Annotated in this window: 9 protein-coding genes; 2 read left to right on the plus strand and 7 right to left on the minus strand. The window is 72.3% G+C overall.

Annotated elements, in window-relative coordinates:
- Positions 1–120 precede the first annotated feature (120 nt).
- Positions 121–570, plus strand: a complete 450-nt coding sequence (locus KGS77_RS07490; RefSeq protein WP_242579661.1) for an NTP pyrophosphohydrolase — start codon at positions 121–123, stop codon at positions 568–570.
- On the opposite strand, the gene KGS77_RS07495 is transcribed toward KGS77_RS07490, so the two are convergent.
- Together KGS77_RS07495 and KGS77_RS07500 are read right to left on the minus strand one after the other, a co-directional pair.
- Positions 537–2,099 carry a glycosyltransferase family 39 protein gene (locus tag KGS77_RS07495; protein ID WP_242579662.1) on the minus strand — a complete coding sequence of 521 codons (1,563 nt, stop codon included), beginning with the start codon at positions 2,097–2,099 and terminating at the stop codon, positions 537–539. The two genes, KGS77_RS07490 and KGS77_RS07495, sit on opposite strands and share 34 nt — an antisense overlap.
- A gap of 76 nt (positions 2,100–2,175) precedes the next feature.
- Positions 2,176–3,681, minus strand: coding sequence for an amino acid permease (locus KGS77_RS07500; protein ID WP_242579663.1), 1,506 nt, complete (start codon positions 3,679–3,681; stop codon positions 2,176–2,178).
- 323 nt (positions 3,682–4,004) lie between these two features.
- Here KGS77_RS07500 and KGS77_RS07505 point away from each other — a divergent pair, with 323 nt between their 5' ends.
- Entirely contained in the window at positions 4,005–4,559 is a 555-nt protein-coding gene (locus KGS77_RS07505; protein ID WP_242579664.1) for a DoxX family protein, read from the plus strand.
- A gap of 139 nt (positions 4,560–4,698) precedes the next feature.
- Here the strand turns inward: KGS77_RS07505 and dxs are convergent, their stop codons facing one another.
- From dxs to KGS77_RS07530, 5 genes are all read right to left on the minus strand, one after another.
- Positions 4,699–6,645: a 1-deoxy-D-xylulose-5-phosphate synthase gene (gene dxs / locus KGS77_RS07510; RefSeq protein ID WP_242587339.1), complete on the minus strand. Its 1,947-nt coding sequence runs from the start codon at positions 6,643–6,645 to the stop codon at positions 4,699–4,701.
- Between the two features lie 644 nt (positions 6,646–7,289).
- On the minus strand, positions 7,290–8,597 hold the full coding sequence (locus KGS77_RS07515; protein WP_242579665.1) for a sugar ABC transporter permease: 1,308 nt from the start codon (positions 8,595–8,597) through the stop codon (positions 7,290–7,292).
- Positions 8,594–9,382, minus strand: a complete 789-nt coding sequence (locus tag KGS77_RS07520) for an ATP-binding cassette domain-containing protein (protein WP_242579667.1) — start codon at positions 9,380–9,382, stop codon at positions 8,594–8,596. The genes KGS77_RS07515 and KGS77_RS07520 overlap by 4 nt, the downstream gene beginning before the upstream one ends.
- Before the next feature lie 216 nt (positions 9,383–9,598).
- Positions 9,599–10,708, minus strand: a complete 1,110-nt coding sequence (locus KGS77_RS07525) for a substrate-binding domain-containing protein (RefSeq protein WP_242579669.1) — start codon at positions 10,706–10,708, stop codon at positions 9,599–9,601.
- Between the two features lie 149 nt (positions 10,709–10,857).
- The gene (locus tag KGS77_RS07530; RefSeq protein WP_242579670.1) at positions 10,858–12,057 is read right to left on the minus strand and encodes an ROK family transcriptional regulator; all 1,200 of its coding nucleotides are present in this window, start codon (positions 12,055–12,057) and stop codon (positions 10,858–10,860) included.
- Positions 12,058–12,292: the final 235 nt, after the last annotated feature.

Genomic DNA, 12,292 nt, shown 5'->3' on the forward strand with positions numbered 1-12,292 from the left:
CCCGGCCGGGCACCGGTGCGTCCGGGACCGGTGGGTCAGGAGGTGGGCACGCCGGGCTGCGAGGGTAGGAGGGACGCAGGGTGGGGGATGTGGGGCACGGGCACGTGGAAAGGTGGCTTGATGGGTGGCTTGGTCATTGTCGACGCGGCGAACGTGGTCGGCTCGGTGCCCGACGGGTGGTGGCGGGACCGGCACGGCGCGGCCGAGCGGCTGCGTGACGCGCTGGCCGGGTACGCCGGCCGGGGGCTGCCCGGGCTCGTCGAGCCGCCGGTGGAGATCGTGCTGGTGGTGGAGGGCGCGGCCCGTGGCGTGACGTCGGTGGAGGGCGTCCGGGTGGAGTCCGCGAGCGGCAGCGGCGATGACCGGATCGTGGAACTCGTACGGGACCAGGGGCTGCGGCGGGACGGGGAGGGGCCGGCCCGGGAGGGGTCGGCGGAGGCCGATTCCGGCTGTCTGGTCGTCACCGCGGACCGTGGACTGCGGGAGCGGGTACGGGCCCTGGGGGCGCGGGTGACCGGCCCACGGGCGGTGTGGGGTCAGGGCGGCACCCGCCCCGGGCGCGGCACATAGAGGACGGCGCCGTCGACGGTGCCCGCCCGCACGTAACCAGCGTCGAGGAAGGCACGCAGCGGCGGCGTACGGGAGGGGGCGTACGGCTCGCCGCGCGAGTCGTCGAGGACCAGCGCGGGCGGCCTCGCCGCCAGTTCACGGCGCAGGACGGTCCAGGCGCCGGGGACGGCGTACCGCGGGCCGACGCGGGAGCCGTCCCGCCCGCCGCTGAAGTTGGTGAGCAGCCCGGCCGTCAGGAAGCGGCTGGCCGGCGGGCGGCCGGCCAGCCAGTACTGCTCGGGATGCATGCCCCAGATCAGTACGGGCTCGGTGGCGGCGGTCCGCCCCCGCACGGCGGCCACCACGGCCCGGGTGTGCGCAAGTCCGGCCGGGCCGGCGGCCAGCCCCCAGGCCAGGAACGTGCCGCAGGAGAGCGCGCACAGGGCCAGGCAGCGGCGTGCGGCGCGGCGCGGCAGACGGTCCAGGGCCGCGGCGCCCAGGAGCGCCAGCGGCGGGAGGACCTGGAGGTAGTAGTGGCCGAAGAAGTGGAAGCCGGCGGTGACGGCCGCGGCGGAGGCCAGGAGCCATGACCACAGGCCGGCACAGCGGCCGGGCCGGCGCATGAGCAGGGGGACCAGGAGGCCGGCGCAGGACGCGGCGAGCAGGCCGGCGTTGACGGCGGCTCGTCCCGCGGCCCGCAGGACGGAGCCGTCCACGGAGACGTACGCGGCGGAGCCGGTGACGGTCCAGAACAGGAACCGGCCGGGGCCCGTGGCCAGGGCCACCGCCGTCAGCGGTCCGGCGAGTCCGGCGGCGAGCAGGGCGAGAGCGCGCAGCCGGGCGAAGGCGCGCGTCTGTACGGAGGCGTACGGCCGGGCGGAGGTGTACGGCCGGGCCGGGGCGTACGGCCGGGCCGGGGCGCCCCGCAGCAGGCACAGGACGGGCAGCAGGACCGCTCCCCCGGTCTGCTTGGTGAGCAGGGCGGCGGCGACGGACAGACCCGCGGGCAGCCACCGGCCGCGGTCGGCGCACCACAGCGCCGCGGCCGTCCACGGCAGCATGAACACCTCGAAGTTCGCGGCCTGGGCGTCCTGCGGGTTCAGGCCGATGGACACCAGGAGGTAGAGGATCGGGGCGGTGCGGCCCACGCGCTCGCCCCAGCGGCGGCGGGCGAGCGCGGCGAGCAGTACGGCGGTGGTGCCCTGCGCCAGGACCGCCGCCGCCCTCAGGGGCCACAGCGTCTGGTCCCCGAAGAGCGCGAAGGCCGCCTCGTACGTCCAGGGCAGCAGCGGCGGCTTGCGGTCGACCACCGTCCCGTACAGCGTGCCGCCCGCGGCCAGCATCCTGGCCTGGGTCGCCACGAAGCCCTCGTCGGGGTAGCAGCACGGGTGGCGCAGGGACGGCAGCCGGGTGAGCAGCGCCAGCGCGGCCAGGACGGGCAGCAGCGGCGGCCAGAAGGACGGAGGGGGGCCGGGGCCGTCGCCGGGTACGGAGGGCGCGGCTGCGGGGGGACGTGGCAGGGAGAGGCCGGGTGGCCGGGGTACGGGCACGGCGCTCAATTTAAGACCCCATACACCACCTAAAGGGGCATATGGGGTCTCAATGCCGGGTGTTGTCAGCCCGGCTTCAGGCTCGGTCGCGGCTCCCCAGGCGGCTGTGCGTCCGCCCGTACAGGAAGTAGACGAGGAAGCCCACGACCATCCAGATCCCGAACCGCAACCAGGTCTCGGCGGGCAGGTTGAGCATCAGCCACAGCGAGGCCAGGACGGAGAGCACCGGCACCAGCGGCACCAGCGGCGTACGGAAGGCGCGCGGCAGCTCGGGACGGACCCGGCGCAGGATGATCACGCCCAGCGCGACCACGACGAACGCGAAGAGCGTGCCGATGTTGACCAGTTCGGCCAGCTCGTCGATCGAGGTCAGACCGGCGACGACGGCGACCACGGCCCCCAGCGCGACGGTCGAGCGGTACGGCGTGCCGAAGCGCGGGTGGACCTGCGAGAAGACCTGCGGCAGCAGCCCGTCCCGGCTCATGGCGAAGAAGACCCGGCTCTGCCCCAGCAGCAGGATCATGCACACCGACGTGAGGCCGACGGCGGCGCCGAAGCTGATCAGTCCGGCCCAGAAGGGGTGCCCGAGGTCCTTGAAGGCGTCGGCGAGCGGGGCGTCGGTGGACAGGTGGCTGTACTTCTCCATCCCGGTGACCACGACCGACACGGCGACGTACAGGACCGTGCAGATCGCCAGCGAACCCAGGATGCCGCGGGGCACGTCGCGCTGCGGGTTGCGGGTCTCCTCCGCGGCGGTGGCCACGATGTCGAAGCCGATGAAGGCGAAGAAGACCACGGCCGCCGCCGCGAAGATCCCCATCACGCCGAAGTCGGAGGGGGTGAAGCCGAACAGGAGCTGGGACAGGGGCGCCGCCATGCCGCCGGCGCCGTGGGACGGCTCGCTGTCGGGGATGAACGGGTGGTAGTTGGCACCGGTGATGAAGAAGGACCCGACGATGACGACGATCAGTACGACGGTGACCTTGACGCCGACCACCACGGTCGTCACCCGGGAGGACAGCTTCATGCCGACGACCAGGATGGCGGTGAGCGCCAGCACCAGCAGGCACGCCAGCACGTCGAAGCCGAACCGCCCCTCGTGGGTGCCGGAGAGCGACTGCGGCAGGTGCCAGCCGGCCGTGCCCAGCAGCGAGCGGATGTAGCCGGACCAGCCGACGGCGACCACCGCGCAGCCCAGCGCCAGCTCCAGGACGAGGTCCCAGCCGATGATCCACGCCGGGAGCTCGCCCAGCGAGGCGTAGGAGAAGGTGTACGCGGAACCGGCGACCGGCACGGTGGAGGCGAACTCCGCATAACACAGCGCGGCCAGCGCGCACACGGCGCCCGCCAGGACGAAGGACAGCGCCACGGCCGGCCCCGCCGTCTCCTTGGCGATCTTCCCGGTGAGCACGAAGATGCCGGTCCCGATGACGACGCCGACCCCGAAGACGGTCAGGTCCAGCGCGCTCAGGGACTTCTTGAGTGTGTGCTCCGGCTCCTCGGTGTCCTGGATCGACTGCTCGACCGACTTGGTCCGCAAGACACCGCGACCTCGGCCTCTCACCTGCTGCGCACTGCTCATGGGCGTACCTTTCGCCTGGTCGACCGTCACCACTGCTGAACTGACCGAGTCTCCGCAATGGCCCGGAGGAGTCCGGTGCGGCAGGGCGACCGCCGGCGGTGATTCACCCGATGGGGCGTGCGGGGGGTGTGCGCCCGGCGGGACGGGCCACCCGTACGGCCGATCCGCGCGGCGGGACGGCACGGGGCCGCCGAGACTGGGACACCAGGGGCGCGAGAGCGCCGGAAGCACCGGTGGCAGGAGCCGCGCCGGAAGCCCCAGCGGTACCAGCCGCACCGGAAGCCCCGCCCGCACCGAAGGCACCCAGAGCACAGGAGACCGGCATGCTTCTCACCCGCCGTAACCGCCGTCACGACATCGGACTGCTCGCCCTGCGGCTGGGGACGGGCGGGGTGCTGGTCGCGCACGGCACGCAGAAGCTCTTCGGCTGGTTCGGCGGCCACGGGCTGCAGGGCACGGCCGGGGCCATGGAGCAGATGGGCTTCAGGCCCGGCCGGCACAGCGCGCTGGCGGCCGGGCTCGGCGAGGCCGGCGGCGGCGCGCTGCTGGCGCTGGGGCTGGCCACGCCGGCCGCGGGGGCGGCGGCGGCCGGCGCGATGGCGGGCGCGGTCTCGGTGCACGCCCCGGCCGGCTTCTTCGCCACCTCCGGCGGTTACGAGTACCCGGCGTTCCTCGGCCATGTGGCGGCCGGGCTGGGCCTGACCGGCCCCGGGCGCTACTCGCTGGACCACGCGACGGGCCACCGGCTGGACCGGCCGTGGATGGTCGCCGTCGCCTTCGGCGCGAGCGCCGTCGCGGCGGCCATGGTCGTCTCCCGCCGGGCGAAGGCCGCCGCCACGGCGTCCGACGGCGCCGGGGGCGGCCCGGACGCCGGGTGAGCCGGCTCCTGGAGCTCCTGGCTTCCGGAACTGCTGACTCCCGGAACTCTTCGGGAACAGGACGGGGCCCGCCCGAAAACGCTCCGGGCGGGCCCCGTCCTTGCCGCTGAACGGTAGGTGCGGCCGGGGTTCGGCCGCGTCAGTCGCGGGCGATCTCGGCGCGCTCCGCCTCGGACGCCGCCTCGGCCTCCGCCGCGTCGTCCTCGTAGCGCCCGTCCAGTTTGGCGACCAGCCCGGTCACCTGACGTGCGATGTCCGGCGCGGTCAGCCCGATCTCGGCCATGACCTCCTTGCGGGAGGCGTGGTCCAAGAACCGCTCCGGAATGCCGAAGTCGCGCAGCGGCAGATCCACACCCGCGTCCCGCAGCGCCTGGGCGATCGCCGAACCGACGCCACCGGAACGGCAGTTGTCCTCGACGGTCACCACGACCCGGTGCCCGGCCGCCAGGCCCGGCAGCGCCGGGTCGACCGGCTTGACCCAGCGCGGGTCCACGACGGTGGTGGAGATGCCCTGCTTGTCGAGCAGACCGGCGATCTCCAGGCACATCGGGGCGAGCGCGCCGACCGAGACGAGCAGGACGTCGGGCCGCTGAACGCCCTCGGCGGGCTCGCGCAGCACGTCCATGCCGCCGACCTGCCCCACGGCCTGGACGGCGGGGCCGACCTTGCCCTTGGAGTAGCGCACCACCGTGGGGGCGTCGTCGACCTCGACGGCTTCGCGCAACTGGGCCCGTACCTGGTCGGCGTCGCGCGGCGCGGCGATCCGCAGGCCGGGGACGACCTGGAGGAGGGACATGTCCCACATGCCGTTGTGCGAGGCGCCGTCGTCGCCGGTGACACCGGCCCGGTCCAGGACGAAGGTGACACCGCACTTGTGCAGCGCGACATCCATCAGGACCTGGTCGAAGGCGCGGTTGAGGAAGGTGGCGTAGACCGCGAAGACCGGGTGGAGGCCGCCGGTGGCCAGGCCCGCCGCGGAGACCGCGGCGTGCTGCTCGGCGATGCCCACGTCGTACACCCGGTCCGGGAAGGCGTCCGCGAACTTCTGGAGGCCGACGGGCTGGAGCATCGCGGCCGTGATCGCCACGATGTCCGGGCGCTCCTGGCCGAGCTTGACCATCTCCTCGCCGAAGACCGAGGTCCAGCTCGCGCCGGAGGCCGCGACCGGCAGTCCGGTGTCGGGGTGGATGACGCCGACGGCGTGGAAGCGGTCGGCCTCGTCCTGGACGGCCGGGGTGTAGCCGCGGCCCTTCTCGGTGAGGCAGTGGACGATGACCGGGCCGCCGAAGCGCTTGGCGCGCTGGAGGGCGGACTCCAGGGCCTCGATGTCGTGGCCGTCGATGGGGCCGACGTACTTCAGGCCCAGGTCCTCGAACATGCCCTGGGGCGCGATGAAGTCCTTCAGGCCCTTCTTGGCGCCGTGCAGCGTCTCGTACAGCGGCTTGCCGACGACCGGGGTGCGCTCCAGCAGGTCCTTGCCGCGGGCCAGGAAGCGTTCGTAGCCGTCGGTGGTACGGAGGGTGGCGAGGTGGTTGGCCAGGCCGCCGATGGTGGGCGCGTAGGAGCGCTCGTTGTCGTTGACGACGATGACCAGGGGGCGGTCCTTGGCGACGGCGATGTTGTTCAGCGCCTCCCAGGCCATGCCGCCGGTCAGCGCTCCGTCACCGATGACCGCGACGACCTGGTCGCCGCGGCCCAGCACCTGGTTGGCCTTGGCCAGGCCGTCGGCCCAGCCCAGGACGGTGGAGGCGTGGGAGTTCTCGATGACGTCGTGCTCGGACTCGGCGCGGGAGGGGTAGCCGGACAGGCCGCCCTTGGAGCGCAGCGTGGAGAAGTCCTGGCGGCCGGTGAGCAGCTTGTGGACGTAGGACTGGTGCCCGGTGTCGAACAGGATCCGGTCCTTGGGCGAGTCGAAGACGCGGTGCAGGGCGATGGTCAGCTCGACCACACCGAGGTTCGGCCCGAGGTGTCCGCCGGTCTTGGAGACGGCGTCCACGAGGAAGGTACGGATCTCCCCCGCCAGCCGCCCGAGCTGCTCCGGGGTGAGCCGGTCCAGATCGCGCGGTCCCTTGATACGGGTCAGCAGCGCACGCCCGTCACCCGCCGTCACCCCGGATCGTCGCGCTTCGCGCGGCACCTGCTGCACTGTGCCTCCTTGCTGTCGAGCTGATTGGAGCTGATTCGCGCTGATTCGCGTGGGAATCGGGAATCGGGCTGTGGTCGAGATGGCCGATCAGTCGAGTCTAATGTTCCGCCTGCGACGGCGGAGATCGGGCTCTGCGATGTATGTCACGCGTATGGCGGCGGGCGGACGGGAAGGGCGCGGGACCGGCGGGCGGCTCCGCGCTCCCCTGTCCTTGGACGATTCCCCGGGCCTGCCTCGCAGCCGCCGGCCCGGGGGCCGCCGGCACCGGGGCAGGGGCCCGCGGCGGGGCGCCGCCGCCGGGCGGAGCGTGGCGAGATCGTGACGAACGTCGGCCGGATCGGCTCCGTCCCGCCGCGCACGGCCGTACGCGGTTATCCGTACCCGTCCGTACGCCGTCGCAAGCAGCCGGGGACCGCCGTTTCCACCAACCGTACGCGTCGGTACGCGCCCGTACGCATCCGCGGGCGGCCATTGGTGGGCCCGCGCCGCCGAAGTCGGGCCCGGGACCCGGACCGTACGCAGCGCAGACCCGGCCCCGCACCCTGGAGCGGGGTGCTGGGCCGGGTCTGCGTGGAAGGCCGCCGCTACGCGCGGCCCGCCGTCTTCTGCGTCCGGCGGGAGACGGAGTCGATCACGACGGCGGCCAGCAGCACCGCGCCGGTGATCATGTACTGGACGGCGGAGGCGATGCCCAGCAGCGCCATGCCCGAGGCGATCGACTGGATCACCAGCACGCCCAGCAGCGCCGACCAAGTCTTGCCGCGCCCGCCGAACAGGCTCGTACCGCCGATGACGGCCGCGGCGATGGCGTTCATCAGCAGGCTGCCGGCGCCCGAGGACTGGTTGGCGGCGTTGATCTGCGAGGCGAGGAACATCCCGCCGACCGCGGCCATGGTGCCGGACAGCGCGAAGACCGAGATCCGGATGAGCGGGACGTTGATGCCGGCCCGGCTCGCCGCCTCGACGCTGCCGCCGAGGGCGAAGATCTTGCGGCCGTAGGAGGTCCGGCGCAGCACGAAGTCCAGCGCCACGACCACCCCGAGGAAGATCACCACGGCCAGGGGCAGCCCCTTGTACTGGTTCAGGAGCCAGGCCACCACGTAGGCGGGCACCGCCAGCACGACCGTACGCAAGGCGGTCTCGCTCAGCGGGCGGCTGGGGACGCCGGCGGCCTCACGGCGGCGGGAGTCCAGCAGGGACAGCCCGAAGAAGGCCAGTACGGCGACGGTGGCCAGGCCGTAGGCGGCGGAGATGTCGGTGAAGTAGTAGTTGGTGAGCTGGGCGACCAGGCCCTTGTCGTGGAGGTTGATGGTGCCGTTGGAGCCCAGCACCTGGAGCATCAGGCCGTTCCAGCCCAGCAGGCCGGCCAGGGTGACGACGAAGGCCGGGACGCCGACGCGGGCGAAGAAGAAGCCGTGCAGCGCGCCGGCGACGGTCCCGGTCAGGACCGCCAGGACCAGTGCGAGCGCCTCGGACATGCCGTTGTTGATGTTGAGTACCGCGAAGACGGCGGCGGCCAGGCCGCTGACCGAGCCGACCGACAGGTCGATCTCGCCCAGGATCAGTACGAAGACGACGCCGACCGCGATCAGGCCGGTGCCGGCGCTGTTGACGAAGAGGTTGGAGAGGTTCTCCGCGCCCAGGAAGGCCGAGTCCTGCATCTGGAAGACCAGGCCGATGACGAGCAGGCCGATGACGACGGGCAGCGACCCGAGGTCCCCGCTGCGCATCCTGCGCCGGAACTCCTCCAGATAGCCCTTGAAGCCCTGCTGGCGTACGAGCAGCCGGGGGTCGACGGCCGTGACGGCGCCCGGGGCGGCCGGGGCGGCCTCGACGGGGGTGTTGTCCGGCTCGGCCGGGTCGCCGCCGGCCTTGGAGAGGTTGGTGGTCACTTGTCGGCCTCCGCGGTGCGTGCCTTGCGGCGGGTCACGGCGTTGTCCGTGGCGCCGGTGATGGCGGAGATGATCTCTTCCTGGGATGTGGCTTTCACGTCGAACGTGCCGTTGTTGCGGCCCAGCCGCAGGACGGCGACCCGGTCGGCGACGGCCTTGACGTCGGCCATGTTGTGGCTGATGAGGATGACGCCCAGGCCGCGCTCACGCAGCCGCTCGACCAGGTCCAGGACCTGGGCGGTCTGTTCGACGCCGAGGGCCGCGGTGGGCTCGTCGAGGATGACGACCTTGGGCTCGCCCAGCAGCGAGCGGGCGATGGCGACGGTCTGCCGCTGGCCGCCGGAGAGCGAGGCGATGGGGATGCGGACGCTGGGGATGCGGATGGAGAGCGTGGCGAGCAGTTCGCGCGCCCGGCGCTCCATCTCCACCTCGTCCAGTACGCCGAAGCGGCGCAGCTCACGGCCGAGGAAGAGGTTGCCGACGACGTCGAGGTTGTCGCACAGCGCGAGGTCCTGGTAGACGGTGGCGATGCCCAGTTCCTGGGCGGTGTGCGGCCGGTCGACGGTGACCGGCCGGCCTTCCCACTCGATGGTGCCGTCGTCGGCCGGGCCGACCCCGGCGATCGTCTTGACCAGCGTGGACTTGCCGGCGCCGTTGTCGCCGACCAGGGCGACCACCTCACCGGAATGGATCTCCAGTTCGACGTCGGTGAGCGCTTGTACGGCACCGAACCGCTTGGAGACTCCGCGCAACGCCAGCACGGGCGTAGCGGACACGTGAATCATCTCCTTCGCCGCCTGACCGGCGGGGGATGTGCCGTCCGGCGCCCGGCCGCCCCAAGGAGGGGGTGGGGGCGGGCGCGGGCGCCGGACGAGTTCAGGGTTGAGGGGACGTACGGCTGCCTCGTACGCAGGGCGGGCGCGGTGCGCGGCGCGTGCGCACGGCATGCCTACGGCACACGGAACACGGCACCGGGGCGTACGGGAACCGGTGGGAGCGGCTTACTTCAGCCCGGCCTTCTCGCACTCCGCCGCGAACTCGGCGGTGCAGATCTCGTCCTTGGTGAAGAAGCCCTCCTTGCCGACGTACTTGGCGATGTCGTCCTTGGTCAGCGCGAAGGGGGTGACGATGACGGCGGGGATCTTCTTCTGGGTGCCGCTGTCGACGGTGGCCTTGGCGATGCTGCCGAGCGTCTCGCCCCGGGCGAGCGCGACGGCCATCGAGGCGGCGGCGTCGGCCTCGGGCTTGTAGGGCTTGTAGACGCTCATGAACTGCTCGCCGCCGAGAATGCGCTGTACGGCGGAGAGTTCGGCGTCCTGGCCGGTGACCGGCGGGAGCTTGGCGAAGCCGGCGCTCTTCAGGGCGGTGATGATGCCGCCGGCCATGCCGTCGTTGGCGGAGTACACCCCGACGATCTGGTCCTTGCCGAGCGAGGAGATGGCGCCCTTCATGTTCTCGTTGGCGTTCTCCGGCTTCCACTCCTTGGTGTCGTACTCCTTGCCGATCTTGACCTTGCCGTCGAGTACGGAGTGGGCGCCGTCCTTGTACATCTTGGCGTTCGGGTCGGTGACCGACCCGTTCATCATGACGATCTGCCCCTTGGAGGCGTTCGGGCCCAGCTCCTTCAGGAGCGACTCCCCCTGGATCCTGCCGACCCGCTGGTTGTCGACGGACGTGTACGCCTTGACCGGCCCCTCGGCCAGGCGGTCGTAGGCGACGACGGGGATGCCGTTGTCGTTGGCCTTCTTGACGGAGACAGCTATGGACTTGGCGTCCACGGCGTCCACGATCAGGGCGTCGACCTTCTTGGTGATCATCGTGTCGACCTGCTGCTGCTGGACGGCGGAGTCCTGCTTGGCGTTGTCGTAAAGGATCTTGGTGTCCTGGCCCGCCAGCTCCCGGATCTTCTTCTCGATCAGCGGCTTGTCGAACCGTTCGTAACGCGCTGTCTGGTTCTCCGGGAGGAGGAGCCCGATCGTCAGCGGGCCGTCCTTCTTGCCCTTCTTGCCGCCGTCGTTCCCCGCCTCCTTGGCGGAGCCGCAGGCGGCGAGCCCGGCGGCCATCGAGACGGCGGCCACGGCCACGGCGGCACGACGCAGATGCGTGTTCACTTCGAAAACCTCCCTGACGAGGCCGCGTCATTGCGGCCGAGGTGGCTGGAAGTCAACTCGGCCGCTCGCACACCGTCAAGGAGTAAATACTTAACGAGATGACAACGGTGCCATACGTTAGCTGTGTGAACTCAGCGTGCGCTGAGACCTCAGACGACCACGGGAGCGTCGCCGGACATCGCACCGTCCAGAAGCGTGGAATCACCCATTTCGCTGAGCACCAGCGCCAGCGCCCCGAGCACCTCGGCCCGGCCGCCGAGGGTGCCCGGCACCACGCCCAACTGCCGTGCGGCGCTGGGGATCGCATACCGCGAGACGGACTCCCGGATGGGCGCCAGCACCAGTTCACCGGCCTCCGCGAGGTCCCCGCCCAGAACGACCCTGCTGGGGTTGAGCAGGTTGCACAGGTTGGCCACGCCGCTGCCGATGTGCCGGCCGACGTCCGCGATCACCCGGCGGCAGCCCGGGTCGCCCTCGCGCGCCAACTGCACCACCTTGGCCATGGTCAGCCCCGGTCCGTGGCTCGGCTGGAGCAGCGGGAGCACGTAGCGGGCGGCGGTGAAGGTCTCCAGGCAGCCGCGGTTGCCGCAGCGGCACACCGGCCCCGACTCGTCCAGCGTGATGTGCCCGATCTCGCCCGCGGTGCCGCCCGGGCCGCGGTAGATCTGCCCGCTGATGACCAGCCCGGCGCCGACCCCGCTGGCGACCTTGATGTACGCCAGGTCGGCGGCGCCGCGCCCGCTGCCCCACACCAGCTCGCCCAGCGCGCCGAGGTTGGCGTCGTTGTCGACGTACACCGGCACGTCCAGCCGCTCGGAAAGCGCCTCGCTGGGCTTGGTGCCGCTCCAGCCCGGCAGGATGGCGGTCGAGCCCAGCGTCCCGGACTCCACGTCGATGGGGCCCGGCACACCCAGCCCCACGCCGATGACCTTGCCCGCCCCGATGCCGGTGCCCTCGATCAGCCGGGTGACGAGCTGCTGCGCCCGGTCCAGGCCCTCGGCGGCCGAGGCGTCCACGTCGATCGGCTCGGTCTCCTCGGCGAGCACCTGGTGCGCGAGGTTGCCGACCGCGACCCGCAGGTGGGAGTGGCCGAAGTCGACGCCGACAACGATCCCGGCGTTCCCGGAGAGCGAGACGCTGCGGGCCCGGCGGCCCCCGGCGGAGGTGGGGGTGACCTCCACCGTCCCGCCGTCCTTCAGCTCCCGGACGATGTTGGAGACCGTGGCCGCGGACAGCCCCGTGGTCCGGGCGATCTCCGCCTGGGTGAGCGAGCCCGCCATGCGTACGGCGCGTACCACCCGCTCCAGATTGGCCCGGTGCAGCGAGGACTGCGACCCCGGAGTCTCCATCGACTCATCCACTCCCGCCTGGGGCGACCGGCACGACGACCGGCCGCCGGGCCGGGCCACGCCAGCGGAGCCCGGCTTGTCTCCAACATGTGAATCTAAGCTGAGCCGCCTGGGCCGTCTCCCGTCAAGTCCTCCAGCCGGACACCCCGGGAAAGGGGGTGTGCGCGCCCGCGTCACACGCCCGGCGCCGGCCCGCCGCCGTACGCGTACGGACCTCTGATGGTCCGTACGGACG

The sequence above is a fragment of the Streptomyces sp. MST-110588 genome, assembly GCF_022695595.1.
Lineage (GTDB): Bacteria > Actinomycetota > Actinomycetes > Streptomycetales > Streptomycetaceae > Streptomyces.